The 22,376-nt window shown below is 72.8% G+C and carries 19 protein-coding genes; 9 read left to right on the forward strand and 10 right to left on the reverse strand.

All coding sequences use genetic code 11. From position 1 onward, the window contains the following. Window positions 1-46: 46 nt before the first annotated feature. Window positions 47-1,498 (reverse strand): TolC family protein, encoded by a 1,452-nt coding sequence (locus IPJ59_RS29740; protein WP_293274286.1) that lies wholly within the window; start codon window positions 1,496-1,498, stop codon window positions 47-49. 181 nt (window positions 1,499-1,679) lie between these two features. Here IPJ59_RS29740 and IPJ59_RS29745 point away from each other — a divergent pair, with 181 nt between their 5' ends. The 3 genes from IPJ59_RS29745 (at window position 1,680) to IPJ59_RS29755 (ending at window position 4,630) form a co-directional block, all read left to right on the forward strand. Continuing rightward, window positions 1,680-2,012, forward strand: a complete 333-nt coding sequence (locus IPJ59_RS29745; RefSeq protein ID WP_293274287.1) for an FKBP-type peptidyl-prolyl cis-trans isomerase — start codon at window positions 1,680-1,682, stop codon at window positions 2,010-2,012. Window positions 2,013-2,123: 111 nt separating this feature from the next. Continuing rightward, the gene (locus tag IPJ59_RS29750) at window positions 2,124-3,707 is read left to right on the forward strand and encodes a nitrilase-related carbon-nitrogen hydrolase (RefSeq protein WP_293274288.1); all 1,584 of its coding nucleotides are present in this window, start codon (window positions 2,124-2,126) and stop codon (window positions 3,705-3,707) included. After that, complete coding sequence (locus IPJ59_RS29755; RefSeq protein WP_293248243.1) at window positions 3,623-4,630, forward strand: AraC family transcriptional regulator; 1,008 nt, start codon at window positions 3,623-3,625, stop codon at window positions 4,628-4,630. The genes IPJ59_RS29750 and IPJ59_RS29755 overlap by 85 nt, the downstream gene beginning before the upstream one ends. A gap of 159 nt (window positions 4,631-4,789) precedes the next feature. Here IPJ59_RS29755 and IPJ59_RS29760 read toward each other — a convergent pair whose 3' ends face one another. The 3 genes from IPJ59_RS29760 to IPJ59_RS29770 form a co-directional block, all read right to left on the reverse strand. Then, window positions 4,790-5,827: a hypothetical protein gene (locus IPJ59_RS29760; RefSeq protein ID WP_293274289.1), complete on the reverse strand. Its 1,038-nt coding sequence runs from the start codon at window positions 5,825-5,827 to the stop codon at window positions 4,790-4,792. 152 nt (window positions 5,828-5,979) lie between these two features. After that, window positions 5,980-7,116, reverse strand: coding sequence for a hypothetical protein (locus IPJ59_RS29765; protein ID WP_293274290.1), 1,137 nt, complete (start codon window positions 7,114-7,116; stop codon window positions 5,980-5,982). 155 nt (window positions 7,117-7,271) lie between these two features. Beyond that, on the reverse strand, window positions 7,272-8,594 hold the full coding sequence (locus IPJ59_RS29770) for a hypothetical protein (protein ID WP_293274291.1): 1,323 nt from the start codon (window positions 8,592-8,594) through the stop codon (window positions 7,272-7,274). 175 nt (window positions 8,595-8,769) lie between these two features. On the opposite strand from IPJ59_RS29770, the gene IPJ59_RS29775 reads away from it, so the two are divergent. From IPJ59_RS29775 to IPJ59_RS29800, 6 genes are all read left to right on the forward strand, one after another. After that, window positions 8,770-9,960 (forward strand): lycopene cyclase family protein, encoded by a 1,191-nt coding sequence (locus tag IPJ59_RS29775; RefSeq protein WP_293274292.1) that lies wholly within the window; start codon window positions 8,770-8,772, stop codon window positions 9,958-9,960. A gap of 24 nt (window positions 9,961-9,984) precedes the next feature. Next, window positions 9,985-10,965: a DUF5914 domain-containing protein gene (locus tag IPJ59_RS29780; protein WP_293274293.1), complete on the forward strand. Its 981-nt coding sequence runs from the start codon at window positions 9,985-9,987 to the stop codon at window positions 10,963-10,965. 61 nt (window positions 10,966-11,026) lie between these two features. Next, window positions 11,027-12,097 (forward strand): NAD-dependent epimerase/dehydratase family protein, encoded by a 1,071-nt coding sequence (locus IPJ59_RS29785; RefSeq protein ID WP_293274294.1) that lies wholly within the window; start codon window positions 11,027-11,029, stop codon window positions 12,095-12,097. A 146-nt stretch (window positions 12,098-12,243) separates the two neighbouring features. Then, window positions 12,244-12,603 (forward strand): hypothetical protein, encoded by a 360-nt coding sequence (locus tag IPJ59_RS29790; protein ID WP_293248262.1) that lies wholly within the window; start codon window positions 12,244-12,246, stop codon window positions 12,601-12,603. 113 nt (window positions 12,604-12,716) lie between these two features. Next, window positions 12,717-13,577, forward strand: a complete 861-nt coding sequence (locus tag IPJ59_RS29795) for a ferritin-like domain-containing protein (protein ID WP_293274295.1) — start codon at window positions 12,717-12,719, stop codon at window positions 13,575-13,577. Between the two features lie 81 nt (window positions 13,578-13,658). Continuing rightward, on the forward strand, window positions 13,659-14,324 hold the full coding sequence (locus IPJ59_RS29800; protein ID WP_293274296.1) for a hypothetical protein: 666 nt from the start codon (window positions 13,659-13,661) through the stop codon (window positions 14,322-14,324). Here the strand turns inward: IPJ59_RS29800 and IPJ59_RS29805 are convergent. From IPJ59_RS29805 to IPJ59_RS29830, 6 genes are all read right to left on the reverse strand, one after another. Further along, entirely contained in the window at window positions 14,245-16,356 is a 2,112-nt protein-coding gene (locus IPJ59_RS29805; protein ID WP_293274297.1) for a CRTAC1 family protein, read from the reverse strand. The two genes, IPJ59_RS29800 and IPJ59_RS29805, sit on opposite strands and share 80 nt — an antisense overlap. Before the next feature lie 89 nt (window positions 16,357-16,445). Further along, on the reverse strand, window positions 16,446-17,633 hold the full coding sequence (locus IPJ59_RS29810) for a DUF4215 domain-containing protein (protein WP_293274298.1): 1,188 nt from the start codon (window positions 17,631-17,633) through the stop codon (window positions 16,446-16,448). 31 nt (window positions 17,634-17,664) lie between these two features. After that, on the reverse strand, window positions 17,665-18,039 hold the full coding sequence (locus IPJ59_RS29815; RefSeq protein ID WP_293274299.1) for a hypothetical protein: 375 nt from the start codon (window positions 18,037-18,039) through the stop codon (window positions 17,665-17,667). A 97-nt stretch (window positions 18,040-18,136) separates the two neighbouring features. Then, window positions 18,137-20,635, reverse strand: coding sequence for an Eco57I restriction-modification methylase domain-containing protein (locus IPJ59_RS29820; RefSeq protein WP_293274300.1), 2,499 nt, complete (start codon window positions 20,633-20,635; stop codon window positions 18,137-18,139). 22 nt (window positions 20,636-20,657) lie between these two features. After that, window positions 20,658-21,074, reverse strand: coding sequence for a hypothetical protein (locus IPJ59_RS29825; RefSeq protein WP_293274302.1), 417 nt, complete (start codon window positions 21,072-21,074; stop codon window positions 20,658-20,660). Window positions 21,075-21,192: 118 nt separating this feature from the next. Continuing rightward, entirely contained in the window at window positions 21,193-22,305 is a 1,113-nt protein-coding gene (locus IPJ59_RS29830; RefSeq protein ID WP_293274304.1) for a DUF6544 family protein, read from the reverse strand. Window positions 22,306-22,376: the final 71 nt, after the last annotated feature.

Below are 22,376 nucleotides of genomic sequence, written 5' to 3' on the forward strand. Positions count from 1 at the left end.
GCGTGTCGAGGGTGGGTGTCTCATGGGACAGGTTGGTGGGTATGTCTCATGGGACAGGTTGGGCGCCGGTGTCGTGGTGGGGGTCGGCGGGGTGGAGCGGGGCGCGGGGGAGCGAGGAGCCGCTGGCGCGCTCGAGGTCGGCGAGGGCGTGGTCGAGGGCGGCCTTGGCGTCGATGATCTCGAGCGCGACCTCGACGTAGGTGCCCTCGGTGGCGAGCATGGCGAGCAGGTCGGCGCGGCCGACTTCGTAGCCGGACAGGGCGACCTCGCGGGCGCGCTGGCTGGCCGGGAGGGCGGCGCCGCGGAGGGTCTGCCAGCGTCTTGCCGCGCTCTCGGCGGCGGCGAGGGCCTCGGCGACCTCGCGGCCGACCTGCAGGCGGGCCTCGGCGAGGTCGTGGCCGGCGGCGGCGGTGAAGGCGGCCTGGGCGTCCCTGCGCTTGCGGCCCTGTCCCGAGAGCCAGGGCAGGGCGACGTTGACGAGCAGGCCGTAGCCGTTGATCGGCTGGACCTTGGTGGCGGGGAAGAAGGCCAGGCCGAGCTCGGCGGCGGGGACCTGGGCCTCGCGGCGGGCGGCCTCGAGGTCCATCGCGGCGGCGTCGCGACGGGCGGCGGCGGCGCGGGGCTCGGGGCGCAGCTGGGGGGCGCGGGTGATGAGCGTGGCGGCGTCGGTGGCGGCGCGCTCGTCGGGGAGCGGGACGGGCGGGCCGAGCGGGGCGTTCGGCGGGCGGGCGAGCAGGCTGTTGAGGCGGACGCGGGCGGCGTCGATGGTGGTGGCGTCGGTGGCGACCTCGGCGTGGGCGCGGGCGGCCTCGGTCTCGGCGCGGGCGATGTCGAGGAGGGAGCCGGAGATGACCTGCCTGGCGCGGGCGAGCTGGAGGACGCGCTCGCTGACCTCCTGGTGCTCGAGGTGGAGGGCGTGGCGGGCGGTGACGGCGGCGTACTCGATGAAGGCGTGGCGGACGGCGAGGGCGAGCAGCTGGGCCTGGGCCTCGCGCTCGGCCGAGCCGGCGCTGGCCTCGTGGCGGCGGGCGGCGGCGCGGCGGCGCAGGAGGCCGGCGGGGGGGATCGGCTGGCGCAGGGCCAGCATGATCATCGGCGACTCGTGGATCGCCCACGGGCGGGCGAGCGGGACCTGCCAGACGTCGAGGCTGAGCGAGGGGCCTGCCGGCTTGGCCTCGGCGTCGGCGAGCAGCGACTGGCCGCGCACGCGCTCGGCGGCGGCCATGAGGCCGGGGCTGCGGGCGAGGGCGATGGCGACGGCGTCGTCGATCGTCAGCGGGGTGGTGAGGGAGAGGCTGTCCTCGAGGACAGCTGCGGAGCGGGTGGTCGCGGGGACAGGTGAGGTGGTCGATGGGACAGGTGAGGTGGTCGCCGGGACAGGTGAGGTGGTCGCGGGGACAGGTGCGGGGCGGGCGGCGCTGGCGAGGCCGGGGAGGAGGGCGAGGAGGGCGAGGAGGGGCCAGGGAGCGGGGCGGGCGAGGGCGGCGGGGACCGGCACGTCGGGCGTTAGAGCAGGAATCGGGCCATGAAAAACGCTTGCGATGTTGAGGTCGCGGGAGGGGCGATCGGTGGGGTTCGCGAATCTTCGCGAGCCGGTCTGCGAAAGCTGTGAAGTCGCGGGAGGGGCGGGAGAACCGGGTGGCTGGGATTTCGCGGGGCGAGCTGGCAAGGTGGCCCGCATGAGCGAGCAAGCGCTGAAGATCGAGGATCTCCGGGTGGGCACGGGTGCCGAGGCGAAGGCCGGGCAGACGGTCGGCGTGCACTACGTGGGCACGCTGGTCGACGGCAAGAAGTTCGACTCGTCGCGCGACCGCGGCGAGCCGTTCGGGTTTCGCCTCGGGGCGGGCGAGGTGATCGCGGGCTGGGACCAGGGCGTCGCGGGGATGCGGATCGGCGGGCTGCGCAAGCTGACGATCCCGTCGCATCTCGGCTACGGGGCGGCGGGTTATCCGGGGCTCATCCCGGCGAACGCGACGCTGGTGTTCGAGGTGGAGCTGCTGTCGCTGCGCTGAGCGGCGCGGTCGGACTGGCCCACGCCGCGGCCACCGGCGATTGGCGGCCGGGGACCACGGCCTGGCGCGCCCGGTCAAGAAGAACGGGGCGCGTGGGCGCAGGGTGGGCCCATGACCGGCGCATCCACCGACGTGTGTCCTCCTCCTGCCTGGGCGTGGCCTGGGTTGCTCGACCGACGGCCCTGGCTGTGGCTCGCTCTGGGGGCCCTCCTGCTCGCGGCGTCGCAGATGCGGTTCGGCCTTGGGGTGCTCGCCTGGGTCGCGCCGCTGCCGTTCCTGCGCTACCGCCGAGGGAGCTCGGGGTGGCGCGCCGGGGTCGCGCTCGGAGCGGCGTCGTTCGTCGGCTGGACCCTGGCGGTGGCGAAGATCGTCACGGCGCCGCTGCCGATCGCGATGAGCGTGTTGTTCTCCGCACCGATCGCGCTCGTGCTGTCGACGCCGTTCTTCCTGGTGGGACCGCTGCGCCGCGGCTTCGGGGAGCGGGGAGCAGCGCTCGGGTTTGCGGCGCTGATGGTGGCCGGTGAGTGGGTGCTGCACGCGGCGCTGCCGTTCGGCGTGTGGGGGGCGGCGGGCAATACCCAGCTCGGGCACATCGATCTGCTGCAGCTCGCGTCGGTGACCGGCCTGCACGGGGTCAGCTTCCTGGTCTACCTCGTGGCTGCGAGCCTCGAGTCGGTGCTCGCGGTGCCGTCGCGGCCGCAGCGGGTGTTCGCGCTCGGGGCGGTGGCAGTGGTCGTCGCGGTGATGGGTGTGGGCCAGGCGCGGCTCGCCCTGTCGTCGGCGAGCGGCACGGAGCAGCGCCGGGTCGCCGCGATCGGCACGGACTCGACGGTCGGGATCGGTCCGCTGCCTGACGCTGAGGCCCTCGCCCGGGTCGAGGCCGGGCTGCTCAGGCGGACGCGGGAGGCGGCGCGGGCGGGTGCGTCGCTGATCGTCTGGACCGAGGCGGCCACCATGGTCTGGCCCGCCGACGAGGCCGCCTTTCAGGCCCGCGTCGGCGAGGTGGCGCGCGAGCTCGGGGTCGTGATCGTGGCCGCGTATGTCATGCCCGTCGCCGAGGCGCCGCTCCGGTATCACAACCGTTATGCGATGTTCACGTCCGAAGGCGCGGTCGCTCATGTGTACGACAAACACCACCCCGTGCCCGGCGAGCCCGCGATCGCCGGGACCACGCCGATGCCGCTCTACGTGGACCCTGGGCTCGGCAGGCTCTCGGGGGCCATCTGCTACGATTATGATTTCCCGCGGCTCGGCCTGGCTCACGCGGCGCTGGGCGTCGACCTCGTCGCGCTCCCGGCCTCGGATTGGCGGGGCATCGATCCGATCCACACCGAGATGGCCGCGGTGCGGGCGATCGAGGGCGGTCAGTCGATCGTACGCTCGACGCGATTCGGGCTCTCGGCGGGCATCGACCCGTACGGGCGGCTTCGCGGCTCGCTGAGTCACTTCGACGGGGTCCAGCGGGTGCTGGTCATGGACCTCCCGCACCACGGGATCTGCACGGTCTACGGGGCGATCGGCGACGTCTTCGGCCCCGGCTGCGGGCTGTTTGGCCTCGGGGCGCTGGCGCTGGCGTGGCTCCGGCGGTCGCGCTGGTATGCTGCGCGCTCATGGCAGACACCGTCCTCGCCATCGCCACGCGCGCTGTCGTCGAGGCGTGCCAGCTCCTCGGGCTCGATGGCGACGCGCTGCTGAGCGAGGCGGGGCTGCGGCGCGACGAGGTCTTCGATCCGGAGCGGCGGATCTCCGCGGCGCAGGCGGACCGGCTGTGGCAGGCCGCCTATGTTCGCAGCGGCGACCCGCATCTCGCGTTGCACGCCGCCGAGGCGCTCCCCTTCGGCGCGTACCGGGTGGTCGACTTCCTCGCGGCGCACAGCCCGACGATCGGTGAGGGGTATCGCCGGATCGCCGCGTATTTTCCGATCGTCGACGCGCGCGCGGTGCTCCGGGTGCGGGCACAGGCCGACGAGGTCGCGCTCGAGATGTGTGCCCGCGATCCGGGGGTCGAGCTGCGGGCGCCGGCGCAGGAGTACTCGCTCGCGGCCATGGTCACGCGCGGGCGCGTCTGTGCCGGGGAGCGCTGGGCACCGGACGCCGTCGAGCTGACCTTCGGCGCCCCGCGAGACCCCGGCGAGCTGCGCCGGGTGTTTCGCTGCGAGCTCCGCTTTGGTTGCGCGACGCCGCGGCTGGTGTGTTCGCGGGCGGTCTGGGATGCGCCGGTCACGGGGGCGGACCCCGCGTTGCTCGCCGTGCTCGAGGACTACGCGAGGCGGCTGCTCGTCGAGCTCCCGGCGGGCGACGACCTCGTGAGCCGCGTGAGGCAGGCGGTCTCGGAGGAGCTGCGTGGCGGCGAGCCGACGACCGGGCGCATCGCCCGGGTGCTACGCACCAGCGAGCGGACGCTGCAGCGCCGCCTGAGCGCGACGGGGCACAGCTTCGCGGCGATCCTGGACGAGGCGCGGGCCGCCACCGCGAAGGCCCACCTGCGGGATCCCGCGATGGCGATCGTCGACATCGCCTTCCTGCTCGGGTTCGCCGACCAGAGCGCGTTCACTCGCGCGTTTCGCCGGTGGACCGACGATACGCCGCACGCCTACCGCAAGGCGAATATGCGCTGACGTATCGCTGGTGACCGAGGCGGCCGATGCTCGATACATCGTAGATCGCGGACTGGCACCTCGCTACGAGCTGTCGCAAGGGACATGTTCGTACGGCCATCTTGCGCATTGGTTTGTGCGAGGTCGTCGGCGTCGCGCGGCGACCTTGGCCGGGGCCTCTTAGGGCTTGCTGCGGCAGTTGCCTTCTTTGATGCGGCAGTCGTCGCGGCAGACATCGGCGCTGCTCTCACAGGTGAGCTTGCAGGTCGCGCGGTCGGTGCTGGACATCTTGCCCTGATCGCAGCCGGCGGTGCAGGGCGAGAGCTGGGTGTTGCAGCTGGTGTTGCAGGTCTGGGCTGTGGCGGCGCAGGCGGCGAATTTTTGTTGCTGCTGCGCGGTGGGTGTGGCGGTGGGCGGGCGTGGTGCCGTGGTGCCGGCGGTGCCGCTGGAGGAGCGGATGATCGCGGCGCGCTGCTCGGCGTCCGACGGCGGGGCGCCGCCGAGGACGTAGTAGCTGGAGGGCGGGGGCAGGACGCTGCCGTTGGCGTTGCACTGGAGGCGGCAGGTGGCGCGGTCGGTCTCCGGGGTCGACGGGTCGTTGCAGGTGGAGAGGCAGCTGGCGAGCGCCTGGGGGTCGACGGGGGTCGGCTGCGGGGTGCCGTAGCTTGGCGGCGGGGTGCCTGGCGGGGTGACGTAGGTGGGGGTGCCGCCCGAGCTGCCGACAGCACGATAGGGCTGGTTGGTGATCTGGGCGCACTGGACGCGGCAGGTCGCGCGGTCGCTGTTGTTGGCTTCGTTGTCGCACTGCGACTCGCAGACGAGGCGCTGTTGTTGCAGCTCGCCGTAGGTCGGGCCGACGGCCACGGGGGCCGGGGTCGGGGTCACGGGGCGCGGGGGCTGGGCGACGGGCTGCGGGCGTAGGGGCTGGGGCGTGGCGACGACGGGGGGCGTCGGCTGGGTCGGGGTCGGGGCGGGTGCGGGGGTCGCGGCGGGGGGGGTCGGGGTCGGGGCGGTGGCGACTGCGGGCGCAGGGGTGGCGACGCGGGAGCACTCGAGCTCGCAGGTGGAGCGGTCGAGCGGGGACTGGATGTTGGTGCAGCGGTCGAGGCAGGGGCTGGACTTCGCCGTCTGTGAGCCGCTGGCACAGGCGAGGCCGAGCGCGGCGGCGAGGGCGAAGGAGCCGATGAGGGCGGAGCTGAGGGGAGAGGTGCGTCGCATGGCCAAAGAGCCTCCAGACCGGCGAGCACCATAGCAAATCGCGGCAAAGGGGCAACGCCGCAGAACTCCGGTCGGCGCGGCCGCGGTGACCTCGTGCCGGGCTGGCGCAAGGCTTCGGAGTGGGGATGTCCCTCAGGACAGGTTCGGGTCGCTCACGGGCACTGGGCGCCGCAGTCGGTCTTGGCCTCGCCGACGCAGATGCTGTCCCACGAGCTGCTGCAGCAGAAGGGGTCGAGGCCGCAGACGCAGTTCTTGATGCCGACGACGGAGCAGGCCCCGGCGGCGCCGGTGTTGCAGCAGTTGCCGGAGTTGCAGCCGCTGGTGGAGATCGAGTCGCAGCTGCCGGAGCAGGTGAGGGTGCCGCCGGCGAACTTGCTGGAGTCCTGGGAGACGCAGGTCTTGCCGTTGAAGTTGTTGCCGTCGCACTGCTCGTTGCCGTCGACCTGGTTGTTGCCGCAGTTGGTGCAGCCGCCGGTGTTGAAGGCGCATTGCGGGGTGCAGGACAGGGAGCCGCCGACGAAGCCCTGGGTGCTGCAGGTCTGGCCGCCGAGGTCGGCGCCGTCGCAGGGTTCGGGGCCGTTCTTGATCGCGTCGCCGCAGTAGGTGCAGGCGTTCTTGTTGAAGCTGCAGGAGTTGGGGCTGTTGCAGGCGAGGGTGCCGGCGGTGTAGTTGCCGCCGTTGGGGCTGGGGAGGCTGGTGCACTGGGCGTTGCCGAGCTGGGCCGCGGTGCACATGACGCCCTGGTTGCCGCAGTCGCACTCTTCACCGGGGTCGACGTTCATGTCGCCGCACGAGGGCGAGGTGCACATGGCCTTGTCGAAGATGCACTGCGAGGTGCAGACGAGGGTGCCGCCGGTGAAGCCGAGGGACTTGCAGTCCTTGCCGTTGAGGTTCATGCCGTCGCACTCCTCGGGCGCGTCGATCATGGCGTTGCCGCAGAGGATGACCGGGCCGGTGCTTTCGTCGCCGCCGCTGGTGCTGTCCGGGCCGGTGGTGCTGGTCGTGGAGACGTCGGTGGCGGTGACCGGGCCGGTGGTGGTCTCGTCGGGAGACTCGGTGGTGGTCATGCGCATCGTGTCCTCCGCGGTGGTCATGCGCATGGTGTCGCCCGAGGTCGTCGGGGTCGCCTCGGTGGTGGTGCCCATCGAGGTGGGTGTCGTGTCGCTGGCGGGGCCCTGGGTGACGAAGCCGGAGAGGCTGGTCATCGAGGTCTCGCTGCCGCCGGCGCAGGCGAGCACGAGGGTGGAGGCGATCAGGGTCTGCAGGGCCTGGCGGGCGCGATGAGACATTGGCGCATCATAGGGGTCCAGGCGCGCCAGGAGCAATTCTCGGTCGCAAGAGAATGCGGGGGCGCGGGTCCCCACGCGTGGCACGGCGATCGCGTTGTGGTGGGGACCCGGGACTTCGCTGATGTCGAGGGTCGGGCGACTCGAGGTCTCCTGGTTCAGGAGAGGTCGCTGGTTTCGATCGCGTCGGCGGTGTCGGCGGCCTCGGCGGCGCCGAGGATGAGCTCCAGGGTGGGGACGACGATGTCGTGCCAGGCGTCGCTGCGGGCGGTGGCCAGAGCGGCGGGGCCGAGGCGGCCGTGGGCGGCCAGCACTTCGCGGGTCAGCTCCGCGGGCAGCTCGGGCTCGGGGCTGGCGTCGTGGAGGCGATCGCCGATGCTGCTTGCGAGCTCGCGGAGGGCCGCGGCGACCTCGGGTCCGCCGTGGTGGACGGTGAAGGCCAGGGTGGCCCAGGCGAGCTCGGCGTGGCGGGTCTCGTCGTCGGCGATCGTGGCGAGGACCTCGCGGACGGGGGCGAGCTGACAGCTGCGGCCGGCGCGGAGGGCCGCGAGGGCCGCGACGGTCTCGCCGAGGCAGCCCTCGAGGAAGGTGTTGCGGGCGAGGGCGACGAGGCCGCCGTCGCGGGGGGCGAGGGCCGGGAGCGGGCCGGGTTCGGCGGGCTCGTCGGCGTAGAGGGCGGCGAGGCTGAAGCAGCTGCGGGCGTGGTGGATCTCGTCGAGGCTGGCCTGTTGGGAGGCGAAGATCAGCTCGGGCGGGGCGCCGACGGCCATCAGCTCGAGGGTGGCGCGGGCGAAGGCGGCGACGGCCGCGTGCTCGTCGCCGGCGTCGCGCAGCCACAGGCCGGCGAGGTGGCGGCGGGCGGCGAGCGGGAGGGCGGCGACGCTGTCCTCGGAGACATGTCCTGAGAGCCAGGCAGAACCGGGGCGCAGGGGGGCGCGCAGGGCCTGGTCGTCGGCGAGGAGGGGGCGACCCGAGCAGTAGTCGAACCAGTGGTAGCAGCAGATGGTCTCGTCCTTGGTGGCGGCGCGCTGCTCGGCGGTGGCGATCTTGCGGAGGCGGCCCTGCATCATGGGGTTCAGCGAGATGCCCTTGAACTGGCGCTCGTCGGCCTTGGACTTCTGCGGGTGGCCCATGAGGCGGGTCGGGCAGCCGAGCTCCTGGCCGCTGGACTGGGTGGCGAGCTTCTCGGCGATCTTGGCCGGGGCGCACCAGTCACCGTTGGGGCAGCCCTCCTCCTCGATGCCGTCGGGGTCGAAGGGGTCCTGGCCGGTGCGCTCGGGGTAGGGCGAGGGCGGGAGCGGTGGCGGAGGTGGCGTGGGGGTCGCGGCCGGGGTGGGTGTGGCGACCGGGGCGGCGGTCTGGGTCGCGGGCTTGACCTCGGGCGCGGGGCCGCTGTCGCAGGCGAGGCCTCCAGCAGCGAGCAGCGGCAGGCAGGCGAGGGCGCGGTGCAGGCGGGTGCGGAGGAGCGAGGTGTCGCGCATGGCGGGGACCTTATCACGAGGAGCGCGCGGGACGGCCGGGGCGGAGGGTGATGCCTGGTGCGCCCACGCGGCGGTGGCCGCGGAGATCCACGGGGTGCGTGCAGGTGTTGCGTGGGGTGCGGGCGCGCAGGGGGCGGGGTTGAGTTCGTGCGGGGGGCGGGTGATGGTTGCGGCGGTGGATGTCGATGCGCTCATCGTCGGGGGCGGCTGCGCCGGGCTGAGCCTGGCGGTGCACGTGGTTGCGGCGGCGCGGCGGGCCGGGCGAGCGTGCCCGCGGGTGACGATCGTCGAGCCGCGCAGCGAGTACCAACGCGACCGGACCTGGTGCGGGTGGCGCTTCGAGGCCCACCCATTCGCGGATTCGGTGACCCGGCGGTGGTCGCAATGGGCGGTGCAGGAGGGGGGGCGGCGGGTCGTGCGGGGTAGCACTCGGCACCCGTACGAGCACATCCCGGCGGACCGCTTCTACGCGCAGGCGCAGGCGCTGCTGGCGACGGCGCCGGAGCTGCGGCTGGTGCTCGGGGCCCGGGTGACGGCGATCGCGGAGCAGGGCGGGCAGGTGGTGGTGGAGACGACGGCGGGGCCGCTGCGGGCCGGGCTGGTGCTCGACGGGCGGCCCCCCGAGGCTGCTGCGGCGGCCGAGGCGAGCGCGGTGGCGGAGGTCGACCTCGTGCAGCACTTCGTCGGCTGGGAGGTGGAGACGGCCGAGCCCTGCTTCGACCCGGGGGTGGTCGAGATGATGGACTTCGCGGTCGCGCAGACGCGCGGGCTGCACTTCATGTATGTGCTGCCGTTCACGTCGACGCGGGCGCTGGTGGAGGCGACGTACATCAGCGCGGGGGCGCTGCCGTTGGCGCAGTACGAGGCGGACATCCGCGGCGACCTCGAGCGGCGGGGCGCGCGTGAGTTCAAGGTCGGGTTTCGCGAGGCGGGGCAGATCGCCATGTCGACGCGGCCGGCGCGGCCGCAGGCGTCGCCGCGGGTGCTGCAGATCGGCCTGCGCGGCGGGCTGGCCAAGCCGTCGACCGGCTACGCCTTCGCGGCGATCCAGCGCTTCTCGGCCGCGCTGGCGGAGCGCATCGTCGCCCGGCCGGGGCAGCCGCTGGTGCCGCCTGCGCCGCGGCCGGCGGCGGCGGTGGCGATGGACCGGGTGTTCCTGTCGTATCTCGAGCGGCACCCGGGGCGCGGGCCGGGGCTGTTCGTCGACCTGTTCGAGCGCCTGCCGCCGGATCTGCTGTGTCGTTTTCTCACCGATCACGGCTCGCCGCTCGACGGCCTGCGCGTGATGGCCTGCACGCCGCTGGCGCAGATGACCGCGGAGGTCGTACGCTCGCGGGCCCGCTGGCTGCGCCGGCCGGCGGCCTGAACCTGTCCCAAGGAACCTGTACTTTTGACCAGACCGCGACTGATCACCTTCGGCACGCCTCCATCCTCCGGGGCGACGGCGCCGCCCTCCGAGGCCCCCGACTGGGTGCAGGCCAACCCTGCGCGCATCGAGCGGGCGCTGACACGGGCGCTGGCGCTGCCGTCGGGCGGGTGGTTCGTGGTCGACGACCGCGAGAAGATCGGGCGCGTACCGGTGACCTACACGATCGACGGGCAGGAGCTGGTGCTGTGGCGGGCGCAGGACGGGGCGCTGCGGGCGGCGCCGGGGGCCTGCCCGCACATGGGCGCGTCGCTCGCGTGTGCGAAGGTCCGCGGGGACAACCTGGTGTGTCCGTGGCACGGGCTCGAGCTCGGCGACGGGCCGCACGGGCGCTGGCGGCCGCTGGTGGCCCACGACGACGGGGTGCTGGCGTGGGTGCGGCTGCCGGCGCGGCCGGGCGAGGAGACGGCGGGGCCGATCATGGCGCCGCGGCCGACGGCGGCGCTGGCCGGGGTGATCCGGATGGAGGCGCGCTGCGACCCGGGCGACATCCTGGCCAATCGCCTGGACCCCTGGCACGGGGCGCACTACCACCCGCACTCGTTCGGGCGGCTCAAGGTGCTGGAGGAGCGCGAGGATCTGCTGCTGGTGCGCGTGGCGTACCGCGTGATCGGGCCGCTGGCGGTCGAGGTCGACGCGACCTTTCATTGCCCGGATCCGCGGACGATCGTGATGACGATCGTCGGCGGCGAGGGGGCGGGGTCGGTGGTCGAGACCCACGCGACGCCGATCGGGCCGGGACGCACGGCGGTGATCGAGGCGACGCTGGCCCGCTCGGAGCGGCCGGGCTTTCGCCACGCGCTGCGGCTCAGTCGTTGGCTGCGACCGGCGATGAACGCCCGCGCGGCGCGGCTGTGGGTCGAGGACATCGCGTACGCCGAGCGCCGCTACGCGCTGCGGGCCCGGCCGGTGCGGCTGCACACGGTCGGGTCGGGCGAGGATTGACGGCGGGGCTGGCTGAAGGGACAGGTTTCTCGGCGACGGTCGGGGGCGGTACCATGACGTGATGTCGCTGACGCGCCGGGGCTGGCTGCAGGGGGCGGCCTGGGGCGTCGGGATCGCGGGCGGGGTGATCGCGGCGCGGCGGCGGCGGTTGCGGGTGCTGGTGCTCGGGGGGACGCGCTTCGTGGGGCGGGCGATCGTCGCGGCGGTGCTGGCCCGCGGGCACGCGGTGTCGCTGTTCAACCGCGGGCGCACGGGGCCGGGGCTGTTCCCGGAGGCGGAGGAATTGCTCGGGGACCGCGAGGGGGACCTGGCGGCGCTGCGCGGGCGCAGCTGGGACGTGGTGATCGATACCTCGGGGACCAATCCGCAGTGGGTGCGGCGCGCGAGCGAGCTGCTGCACGCGGCGGCGGGGCGCTATCTGTATGTATCGTCGACGGCGGCGTATACGATGAGCGGATCGCTGCGGCGCAGCGAAGAGAGCCCGATCTGGCCGGCGGCGACCGACGCGGCGAGGACCTACGGCGAGCGCAAGGCGGCGGGCGAGCGCGAGGTGCTGCGATACTTCGCGGGGCGGGCGACGATCGTCCGGCCGGCCGATCTGTTCGGGCCGCATGATTACGATCGCCGGGCGCACTTTGTCCGCTGGGCGCTGCGGGCGCGGGCGGGCGGGGAATTCCTGGTGCTGGGGCGGCCGGAGAACAAGGTGGCATTCACGGACGTGCGCGACCTCGGGGCGTGGATCGCGGGGCTGATCGAGCGGGATGTGCGGGGGGTGTTTAATGTGGCGGGGCCGCCGTTCACGCTGGGGGCGCTGGCGGCCGCGGCGATCGCCGTCGGCGGGCCGGCGACACCGGTGTGGGTCGACCGGAGGTGGGCGGCGGCCGAGGGCGTCGACCGCAAGCAGCTGTCGGCCGGGACCGGGAGCACGTATGAAATGGGCTCGCCGCTGGCGGTGGTGCGGGGGCTGTGCTTCCGGCCGCTGGTGGCGACGATGCGGGATACGCTGGAATGGTGGGACTCGCCTAAGGGTGAGGCGGCGGGTGAGGCGGCGGGCGAGACGCCGGGGATGACGGCGGAGGCCGAGGCGGAGGTGATCGCGGCGTGGCGAGCGAGCGGGGGCGGTTCAGGATAGGCGGGCGGGCCCCCGCTGCACGATATGGCGACACGCGGCACGATATGGCGATACTCGGGGACTCCTATCATTGTGGCTTCGTGGTCTCTCGCCCGGCGCGGCCCCGCGCAGTTGCATCGCGTGGCGCCGCGTGCGAGAGTGATCGAATGTCACGTCAGGGCCACCCATTCTTGCGCTTCGCCGTCGGCACGTCGCTGCTGGTCCCGGCGGTCGCGTGCAGCCAGAGCAACGAGCGCCCGCCGACCGCGAATCCGGGTCCGGTGGAGTCGGCTCCGCCGGAGGTCAAGCCGCTCCCACCGCAAGCGCCTGAGAAGCCGGAGCCGGTGATCGTCAACCCGGCCCCGCCGGAGCCCGTGGCCGAGCCCGTGGAGCAGCTCCACATCAACACGCCGCCGCCCAAGCCCGAGAAGCCGACGCCGAAGATCATCAACACGCCGCCGCCCAAGCCCGAGAAGCCGACGCCGAAGATCATCAACACGCCGCCGCCGACTGAGCCGCACGAATGACGCAGGAGCCATCCGAGGCCGAGCGCGCCCGCTCGGGCCCGTCGCGCGGGGCCCTTCGCGGGCTCGGAGCGCTTTCGCCGGCGCTGGACATCGGCCGCGCGAGCTGCGAGCGCATGCTCGCGGCGACCACCGAGCGTCTCGCCCGGATCCACCGCGTGCAGGTCGAGCGCGACCGCTGGCCCGACTTCGCCGCCTTCGACGCCTCGCGCTACAGCCTCGCGCTGCGGCGGGAGGCGGCGCGCCAGTGGGCCCGCCGCGCCTGCGCCGAGCATGGATCGATCCATCAATTCTCGGCCGTCATGCACGGGCTGTGCGAGGCCCGCGTCGGCCTCGAGCTGCTCGGCGCGCTCGCGCGGCTGATCACCGATGAGGTCCGCCACGCCGAGCTGTGCGCCGCGATGGCCGTCGCGCTGCTGCCCGAGGGCGGCGAGCCCGAGCTGTTCGCTTGGCCGACGCCCGACGCCCCCTGGCACGACGCGCCGGGGCCCGAGCAGCCCCAGGCGCTGCTCGCGTGGGCCGCGGACGCGATCCTGATCGCCTGTTGTCTCGGCGAGACCATCTCTCGTCCGATGTATGAGGCCCTGATCGTCGTCACCACCGACCCCGTCGCCGAGCAGGTGGTGCGCCAGATCCTCCGCGACGAGCACCTGCACGCCGCGTTCGGCTGGGACGCGCTGGCGTTGTTGTTGCCCGCGCTCGAGCCGGCCGGTCGCGCGCAGGTCCAGGAGCGGCTGCGCCGCGCCCTCGGCGGCTTCGAGGCGACCACCGCCTGCGGTTACACCATCGAGGATGTGGCCGGTCGCGCGATCACCGTCGAACGCGGCGAGGCAGCCAACCTCGGCCTGCTGACGAGTGAGCAGTATGCGATGATCTTCTTCGCCACCATCGAGCAGGAAATTTTCCCGGCTCTGCACGCGCTCGGCCTCGACCCCGCGGCCGCGTGGGCCGGTCGCCCGGGGCGCGCCGCGCCCTGATCCCGGGGCTGCGCCGGATTCGTCGCACACCGGGCTCGGGCGCTTGCGCATGGTGCGGGTGGCGTGGTCTGCTGGTCGGCGATGAAGTTCGCGGCGGTCGTGATCGGGTTGGTGATGCTCGGGGCCTGTGAGATCGTGACGGAGCGCGACAAGGAGGCGCTGCGCCAGGCCTTTGAGGCCAAGGACAGGGCGCTGGCGCAGCAGGAGGAGGAGATCCGACACCTGAGGGAGGCGCTGGTGGAGGCTCGGGGCCGGCAGGAGCGGGAGTGCGTCGTGCGGGGACCCGCGGCGTCGCCGGACGGGATGGGGCAGCTCGCGGCGCTGCTGGGCGCGCAGGGGCCGAACCCGCTGGCGCAGCCCGGGGCTGATGCCGCGATCGGGCCGCAGTCCGTGGTTGGCTCGCCGTCGCCGATCACCTGCGCGGCGGATCGCTGCACGGTGCCACGCAAGACCTTCGAGGCGCTGCTCGCCGATCCGGCCGAGCTGGTGAAACAGGCGCGGGTGGTGCCATACCTGCAGGACGGGCAGACGCGGGGCTTCAAGTTGTTTGGGATCCGGGTCGGCAGCACATTCGCCGCGATCGGGCTGAAGAACGGCGACCGTATCACGGCGATCGGAGGCCATTCGCTCGGCGGCGTCGAGGAGGCGCTCACGGCGTATGCGGCGATCAAGGGCCAGGACGAATGGACGATCGCGGGCGAACGCAAGGGGGCGGCGTTTGAGCAGACGATTGTGATCGCGAAGTAGGCGGCTTCGCCGGGCAATGTCGCGGCAGGGAGGGGCGCCGGGGGGGGGGGGGGGGGGGTGGGGGCGGGCCCGGCGGGGGGGCGCCGCGGGGGGGGGGGGGGGGGGGGGGGGGCGGGGGGGGGGGGGGGGGGGGGGGGGGGGGGGGGGGGGGGGGGTACGTCAGGGTCACGAGGCGGTTCACGCCGATCTGCTCGGGGGTGAAGGACTGCGTGGTGCCGTCGGGCCAGCGGAGCTCGAGGGTGTAGTCGCAGCCGTAGTCGCCGAGGCCGAAGTGGAGGGTGCGGGTGTCGAGGGAGTTGTAGGTGCCGCGGCCGGCCTTGACCTCGCGGGTGATCTTCCAGCCGTCGAAGACGATGGTGGCGCGGGCGCCGATGGCGTCGCGGTTGACCTGCTTGCCGTCGCCGACCAGGCGCAGCTCGAGCCAGGCGTTCTGCTCGCCGATGGTGTTCTTGAACAGGAAGTTGGGGCGGCCGCCGTTGCCGTTGTCGCGGCCGCCGACCAGGAGGTCGAGGTCGCCGTCGTGGTCGATGTCGGACCAGGCGTGGTTCTGGGCGGCCTTCATGCGGTTGTAGGGGTCCTGGGAGTCGTTGATGCCGCTGACGGGGCCGAGGCTGACGAAGCCGCCGTCGGGCTGTTGGTGCATGAGGCCGAACCAGCTGAGCTGATCGATATCGGTGTAGTTGGGCTCGTACTTCTTGTCGCGGGAGACGGAGAGGTCCATGCGGCCGTCGTTGTCGAAGTCGACCATGGCGCCGTCGACGTCGCCCTCGTTGAAGGGCAGGCCGCGCTTCAGGAACTCGTTGGTGAAGGCGTATTTGCCGGCCTTGCCGGTGTTGACGAGCAGCTGGCTGGGGTCGGACCACTTGCGGCTGTAGTCGCTGTCGACCGGGTGGGAGATCGCGGTGAGGAAGATGTCCATCAGGCCGTCGCCGGTGGCGTCCTCGCACTGGAGGCCGAAGCCGTTGGAGCCCATATATTGATCGGGGGTGACGTCGGGCTCGGGGGCGGTGCCGTTGCCGGTGCTGGCGAGGTAGTAATTGCCGGTGGCGAGGGCCGCGAAGCCGCGGGCCTCGCCGACCTCGGTCATCAGGCCGGTGCCGTCATTCTCCCACAGGTGATTGCGGCCCTTGAGGGTGCTGACGCCGTAGGTGGAGACGAAGATGTCGAGGTCGCCGTCGTCGTCGTAGTCGCAGGCGACGCTGCCGTTGCTGGGCTGGGCCGGGCTGCCCTTGAGGTAGACCTCGCTCACGTCCTGGAAGCGGCCGTCGCCGTAGCCGAAGAACAGCTGGTCGGGGACGGCGTAGCCGGTCTGGCCGTTGCCGACGAAGAGGTCGAGCCTGGCGTCGCCGTTGAAGTCGGCGAAGACGGCGTTGGCGGCGAGGTTGACGGCGTCGACGCCGGCGTCGGGCTTGTCGGTGAAGTGGCCGCTGCCGTCGTTGAGGAGGATGCGGTTCTTCTCGCCGGGGAGCTCGATGTCGAGGCCGGCGAAGCAGTCCTGGTCGCCGTCGTTGTCGACGTCGCCGAAGGCGAAGAAGCCGGCCTGGACGTCGCGCAGGCCGGACTCGTCGGAGACGTGGGCGAAGGTCCCGTCGCCGTTGTTGTGATAGATGAGGTGCTCGAAGGGGACGCCGGCCTGGGGGTTCGGGAACAGGCTGTGGGCGACGATGTCGTCGAAGCCGTCGCCGTCGAGGTCGGCGAAGCCGAGGCGACTGTGATCATTGATCGGGATCGGCGTCGCCGGGTTGGGGACGAAGTTTTCGACGCGGATGCCGCTGGCGTCGGAGATGTCGCTGAAGAAGCCGGACTTGGGGGCGACGAGCGGCTGCGGGGCGCAGGTCTGCGGCTCGCCGGTGGTGGCGGTGGTGGTCGGCGCGTCGGTGGTGGCGGCGGTCGTGGGCTCGGGGCCGGTGCTCGCGGCCGGGCCGGTGGTGGCCGTGGTGGTCGCGGCGGTGGTCGTGTCGCCCGAGTCACCGCCGCCGTTGCAGGCGAACAGGACCAGGCCGAGGAGGGAGTAGGGGTAAGTCGGTCGCACGCGGGCAGGCTCGCTCGCATGGTGCCGCACCCGGGGGCGCTTGCGAAGCGGGGGTCGGGTGGGGGCTGGCGAGGACGACCCGCGGGTCTTCACCGGCGGCGTCGGCGGCTCGCGAGGCCGAGCAGGGCCAGCAGCGCCAGGGAGCCGGCGCCACCCGGGTGCTGCGAGCGGCAGCCGCAGCCGCCGTCGTCGACGCCGCCGTCGGTGCCCGAGCCCGAGGACGAGCCGTCGCCGGTGGTCGTGTCGGCCGGGCCCGCAGTGGTGGGGGCCGTGTCGCCGGTTGACGCGTCGCCGGTGCCGCTGGCGCCCCCGCTCTCGCCGCCGCTCGTCGGCGCGGCGGTGGTGGCGTCGCCGGTGGTGGCGTCGCCGGTGGTCGCATCCGCGGTGGTGGCATCCGTGGTGGTGGCGTCGCCGGTTGTCGTGGCCGTGGTGGTCGTCGCGCCCGTGGTCGTGCCGTCGATCACGATCATGCAATCCACGCACATCACATCGTTGGGGTCGTCGCATTCCTCGCCCTGCTGGACCACGCCGTCGCCGCAGCTGGCCAGCACACAGGTGTTGCTGCAGGCGTCGTCGTCGATGTCGTTGCCGTCGTCGCAGGGCTCGACGCCGTCCTGGATGATGCCGTCGCCGCAGACCGCGGCGGCGCAGGCGTTGGTGCAGGCGTCGCCGTCGGTCATGTTGCCGTCGTCGCAGGCCTCGACGCCGTCGTGGACGATGCCGTCGCCGCACACGGCCAGCTTGCAGGTCTTGGTGCACGCGTCGGTGTCGACCATGTTGCCGTCGTCGCAGGCCTCGACGCCGGCCTGGACGATGCCATCGCCGCAGGCGGCCAGCTTGCAGGCGTTGGTGCAGGCGTCGGTGTCGACCATGTTGCCGTCGTCGCAGGCCTCGCTGCCCTCGACCTTGCCGTTGCCGCACTTCGCGGAGCTATAGACGCCGATGCCGTCGGCGGCGAAGGGCAGGCCGTAGCTCTTGATCACCATCCCGCCCATCACGAACTCGAGGACCGTGGTGGATTCGGTGCCGGTGCCGCCCTCGCCCGTGGTCGCCAGGCCGAAGAAGTGGCCGCTGCCGGCGTCCCACACGAAGTCGACGATGTTGTTGAAGTTGCCCATGCCGGTCGGGTTGTTGTAGGTGTTCGTGACCGCGAAGGCGGGGTCGTAGCGGGCGAACGACGACGATGCGCCGTTCCACAGGCTGACGAACAGGTCGGTGCCGTCGCTGGCCATGCCTTGCCCGGTGTTTGAGCTGGTCTTGACGCTGCCGATCTGCACCCCGTTGGGGGTGTAGCGCCACAGGGTCCCGTCATTGCGGCTCCATGACGACGATCTCGTTATTGTGCACCGTGATGTGCTTGGGGTAGGCGTAGGGCGTCATGTATTGGGCGTCGAGGCCGACGTTGTTGCCGACGATGAAGCGCGCGAACTTGTCGCCGAAGTGCTCGGTGATCCAGCCGAAGGTGCTGCCCTCCGCGACGTTGTAGTCGGCGTCGTTCGACTGGGTCGTGTGCAGCAGCACCGAGGCTCCGGGGTTGCTGCTGTCCCAGGTGTGGACCTGGCTCTGGTTGCGCCGCGTGAGCAGCACGGTGACCGCTCCGGCGTCGCCTGGGGTGACGTAGATCAGGGAGGCGAGGGCGGGGAGGAGGCGAAGGGTGACGCGGGATGAGCGAGCGCGGGCCATGGCAGGCAGGATACGGAGGTCGCGCGCGCGAGTGTGGTCGGGGGAGGGCAGTCGGGGCCGCAAGGTTGGCGGCGAGCGCTTACGAGTCACTCGCTCGTCATGCGGGCGCGTCGGTCGACTCGACAGGTGTCGCGAGGTTCTGCGCGAGCAGGCGGGCGTGGACCTCGTCGGCGAGGGAGTCTGGCCAGCGCAGGCGGGTGCGCGGGGGGCCGTCGCCGGGGTCCGCGTGGAACTCGGCGCGGGCGTGCGCCGCGAGGTCGTGCCAGGCGTGGGCGGTGAGGGTGACGCGGTCGAGCTCGGCGTGGAGCTGGCGGAGTGCGAGGATATCGGGGGCGCGGTCGCCTGGGTCGTGGAAGCGGTTGTAGGTGGCGGTCAGGCCGTCGCCGCGGCGCTGCATGAGGTCGGCGCGGAGCTGGTGATAGGCCTCGCCGACGTCGCGGAGCTCGCGGTGTTGCGACCATTCACGCGGAAAGGGGTAGGTCTCGAAGCAGGTCGTGGGGTTGTAGCGGGGGTCGCAGCGCAGGCTGGAGGCGTGGTGCAGGGCCCACAGCTCGTGCGGGCGGGACTGCAGGAGGGCGAGGGCGGCGGCGTCGGCGAAGGCGAAGATATTGAGCGCGTTGGTGAAGACCGTGTGCGGGTCGGCGAAGGCGAAGATGATGTGGCGGGCGACGACCGGGCCGACGAGCACGCGCGGGAGGCCGGCGATGCTGCGGTAGAGGCCGGGGCAGGCCTCGTTGTAGAGCCACCAGCGCTCGCGTCGGTGGCGGCGGTGGTCGTGCTGGCGGTGCGGGAGGACCTCGCGCCGGACGATGGCGAGGCAGTGAGGGGCGGCGGTCTCGAGCTCGGCGAGGTCGCGGCCGCTGAAGTTGATGATGAAGCGGTCGGGGGCGGTATGTGGGCAGGCGACGAGGCGGCTGGCGTTGAGGACAGGCCAGACGAATGTGGCCTCGTCGGGGGCGGCGCGGAGGAGGGCGTCGCGGGCGGCGGCATCGAGGAGGAAGCCGGTGCCGCCGAAGTCGACGCCCTTGAAGCTGTGGCCGCGGCGTTCGGGCAGGCGGCGGGGTGCGAGCGTCGGGGGGCGGAGGTCGCTGGCGATCGCGGGGACGGGGCGGCCGCCCAGGCTGTGCGGGCCGGGGACGGGGCCTCGGTGTACGCAGATTGTGGCGACGCGGACGCTGGCGTCGCCGGGCCAGGCGAGGTCGCGGACGGCGTGGTGGATGACGCCGCCGTGACGACAGAGATATTCGAGGCCGGTCGCGCGGGTCTCGGCCTCGGAGATCGAGTTGGTGGTGATGAATCCGAGGCCGCCGCCGCGGCGCAGGAGGGCGAAGCCGCGGCGCAGGAAGTGGGCGGCGAGGTCGCTGTTGCCGTGGGCGCCGGGGTGCAAGGTCTGCAGCCAATCGCGGTACTCGGGGCCGAAGGCCCGACCGATGCGGTTGCCCCAGAAGAACGGCGGGTTGCCGACGATGAGGTCGAAGCCGGGGTTGTCGCGGGTGAAGACGGCGGGGAACTCGAGCGGCCAGTGGAAGGGAGCGATCGCTGGATCTCGGGAATGCAGGGTGGCGCGTAATGTGTGGAGTTTGCCGGGGTCGCCGGCGAGGAGCGGGCGCAGCTGCGCGAGCGAGCGTTCGCGCTGGGCGGGGCGCGTGGCGGCGAAGAAGGTGGCGAGGATCGCGTCGCCGCGGAGGGCGAGCGCGTCGGCGCTCGCTGGCGGGGTATCGGGCGCTGTGGTTTGCGCGGTGTCGGGGGCGGTGGTTTGTGGGTGCCAGGTCGCGGCGAGGAGCTGCGCGGCGTCGAGGCCGACGAGGCTGTCGCCGTGGCGGAGGTTTTTCGCGAGGGTGTGGAGGGGGAGGGTGTGGTCGCCGATATGTAGCCACAAGGACAGGCGGGCGAGCTCGACGGCGAGGGGGTCCTGATCGACGCCGTGGAGGCAGGCGAGGGCGACCTCGCGGCGGGCGTCGCGGATGTTTGCTGGGAGGTTTGGGTCGGCGCGGGCGCGCAGGAGGTGATCGACGAGAATGTCGCAGGCGGCCAGCAGGAAGGCGCCGCAGCCCATCGCGGGGTCGCAGACGCGGAGCGCGAGGAGGGCGTCGGGGTCGGCGAGTTTGGCGAGCTGCGGACGCAGGGCCGCGAGGAGCAGCGGGTGGGTCAGGGCGGGCGGCGTGTAGTGGCTGCCGCGTCGCCGCCTTGCGCTGTCGTGGTGGAGCTGGAGGCGATCGCCTGGGCCGCGCTCGAGGCGGAGGGCGAGCAGGGATTCGTGGACCTCGCCGAGGCTGGTGGTGGGTGCGAGGGCGCGGAGGCAGCGGGCGAGCGCGGCGTCGGGGACGGCGAGGGTGGTGAGGATCGGGTGCGTCGCGGGGTCGAGGAGGGGGGTGGGGTGGGCGGCGAATTGTTCGCGGCTGCGGGCCAGGAATGTGCGCCACGACTGCGGGCCGGGGCTGGTGATCAGCGGGTCGGCGAGGGCGCGCAGGAGGACGAGGCGGAGGATCGCGGCGACCAGGGCGTGGTGGACGATCGCGGGGTCGATCGCGGGGTCGACGGGGCTGGCCTCGACGAGGGCGTGCAGGGCGGCGACGGCGGGCGTGCCCTCGTGCATATGGCCTGCGCTGCGGTGCCCGTCAGCGCGCGCGGGGGCTCCCGAGCGTGCCGCCGATCCACGCCATGGGGAGGTAGGCCGCGCCCAGGTCCAACACGATGAACCACCCGGGCGCGGGGATCATGAACGCCGCGGCGATGCCACCGACGAGGTGAAGGGCCCCGACGGCCAAGGCCAGGGTCAGCTTTTGGCTGGCCGCGATCATGGCCGCGATCCAGGCGCCGACCAGGCTGCCGAGCGTGTGCGCCAGGAACGGGAACACGAAGTGTTTGGGCTGGAACGCATCCATGTGGGCCTTGATGGATGCCAGGTTGCTCGGGTCCACGCCGTCAGGCGGTGGGATCACGGAGGCGCTGATGCTGATCAGCAGGCCGTTCACGAAGAGACATACCACCGCGCCGGCGATGACTGCGAGGATGTTGCGGAGGAGGGGGTTCATGGGGGCGGGTTCGCGCAATATAGCGGGTGATAGGTTCGTCCGGGGATTTTACTGGCGGGCCGATTTGGGCCGTGGTCCACGACGCCCGCATACCTCGCCTCGCACGGCTCGCGTCGCTTCAGGGGTCGATCTGGAGGCTATCGACCTGCCAGCGGAAGTAGCTGAAGTCCCCCGCGGGCAGGCGCCAGAGCACCTCGCCGGCGGTCGGGACCTCGAGCTCGCTGTGGGGCCGCCATTCGCTGGCGGTGACGAGCCAGGGCTGGCGGGTGCCGTCGCCGCTGTAGGCGCGCTCGGCGGTGAGGGACACGAAGCGGCCCTGGGGGTCGAAGTGGAAGTCGGCGGAGACGGGTTCGTCGCCGTCGACGAGGGTGGCGCGGGCGCTGTCGTCGTCGATCGGGGTCCAGCGGATGCGCGGGGACAGGGCGGCGGAGGGGAACCACACGATCTCGCCGAGGAAGCGCAGGCGTGAGCCCTGGTCGATCGGGGGGCCGCTGGCGTCGACGACGGGGTAGAGGCCGGCGGCGCTGATGTACATATTGCCGGCGCCGCGGGCGTAGCGGTCGCGGCCGACGATCGGGAGGACACGCAGCATTGTCGTGTGGACCTGCCAGACGAAGCCGGGCGGCTCGACGCTGAAGTCTTGCTCGGCGGTGGTCGGCAGCCATGGGCCGTCGGGGGTGGTGCGCATCTCGCCGCGCTGGGTCAGGTGGACGCGGCTGGTGCGGGGGCGGCCGACGACGCCGGCGCGGGTGAGCCAGCGACGCACGGGGGCGGGCAGGTCGGCGAGCTCCTCGGCGCGGACGGGCGAAGCGGGCATCGTGACGGCGTCGGCGAGCAGGGTGCTGCGTTCATCGGCGACCTGGTGGTCGAAGCGGGCGGTGGCGCCGGCGACGAGCACGGGGACGAGGAGGATCATGTTGGCGACGGTGCCGGCCTTCGCGTCAGGCCAGGCGAGGATGACGAGGGCCTGCGAGACGACCAGGCCGACGGCGCCGGCGATCCACCAGCCCTCGATGTTGGCGATCCGCAGGGCGGCGGTGGCGAGCAGGATCACCGCGGCGAGCAGCCACAGCAGGCCGACGACATGGGTGGCGGTGGCGCCCAGGGGGACGATCGTGCGGCCGCGCATCTGCGGCAGGGCGGCGAGGCCCCAGGCCTTGAGGAAGCCGAGCAGGTGGATCGCGCCGTGGACGACGAGAAGGGTGACGAGGGCGATCAGGGCGATGCGCATGGTGCTACGATTGCAGCCTTCGTACCATGGATCGGCGATATCGTGGGTGATCCGGGGATACGCAGGTATGC

The sequence above is a fragment of the Nannocystis sp. genome, from assembly GCF_016714285.1.
GTDB lineage: Bacteria > Myxococcota_A > Polyangia > Nannocystales > Nannocystaceae > Nannocystis.

Excerpts from the sequence above, each read along its gene's own strand:
- IPJ59_RS29815 (WP_293274299.1), bottom strand. The coding sequence starts at position 18,039 with ATGGCCCGCGCTCGCTCATCCCGCGTCACCCTTCGCCTCCTCCCCGCC.
- IPJ59_RS29765 (WP_293274290.1), bottom strand. The coding sequence starts at position 7,116 with ATGTCTCATCGCGCCCGCCAGGCCCTGCAGACCCTGATCGCCTCCACC.
- IPJ59_RS29770 (WP_293274291.1), bottom strand. The coding sequence starts at position 8,594 with ATGCGCGACACCTCGCTCCTCCGCACCCGCCTGCACCGCGCCCTCGCC.
- IPJ59_RS29785 (WP_293274294.1), top strand. The coding sequence starts at position 11,027 with ATGTCGCTGACGCGCCGGGGCTGGCTGCAGGGGGCGGCCTGGGGCGTC.
- IPJ59_RS29825 (WP_293274302.1), bottom strand. The coding sequence starts at position 21,074 with ATGAACCCCCTCCTCCGCAACATCCTCGCAGTCATCGCCGGCGCGGTG.
- IPJ59_RS29750 (WP_293274288.1), top strand. The coding sequence starts at position 2,124 with ATGACCGGCGCATCCACCGACGTGTGTCCTCCTCCTGCCTGGGCGTGG.
- IPJ59_RS29755 (WP_293248243.1), top strand. The coding sequence starts at position 3,623 with ATGGCAGACACCGTCCTCGCCATCGCCACGCGCGCTGTCGTCGAGGCG.
- IPJ59_RS29820 (WP_293274300.1), bottom strand. The coding sequence starts at position 20,635 with ATGCACGAGGGCACGCCCGCCGTCGCCGCCCTGCACGCCCTCGTCGAG.
- IPJ59_RS29795 (WP_293274295.1), top strand. The coding sequence starts at position 12,717 with ATGCTCGCGGCGACCACCGAGCGTCTCGCCCGGATCCACCGCGTGCAG.
- IPJ59_RS29800 (WP_293274296.1), top strand. The coding sequence starts at position 13,659 with ATGAAGTTCGCGGCGGTCGTGATCGGGTTGGTGATGCTCGGGGCCTGT.
- IPJ59_RS29760 (WP_293274289.1), bottom strand. The coding sequence starts at position 5,827 with ATGCGACGCACCTCTCCCCTCAGCTCCGCCCTCATCGGCTCCTTCGCC.
- IPJ59_RS29745 (WP_293274287.1), top strand. The coding sequence starts at position 1,680 with ATGAGCGAGCAAGCGCTGAAGATCGAGGATCTCCGGGTGGGCACGGGT.
- IPJ59_RS29830 (WP_293274304.1), bottom strand. The coding sequence starts at position 22,305 with ATGCGCATCGCCCTGATCGCCCTCGTCACCCTTCTCGTCGTCCACGGC.
- IPJ59_RS29790 (WP_293248262.1), top strand. The coding sequence starts at position 12,244 with ATGTCACGTCAGGGCCACCCATTCTTGCGCTTCGCCGTCGGCACGTCG.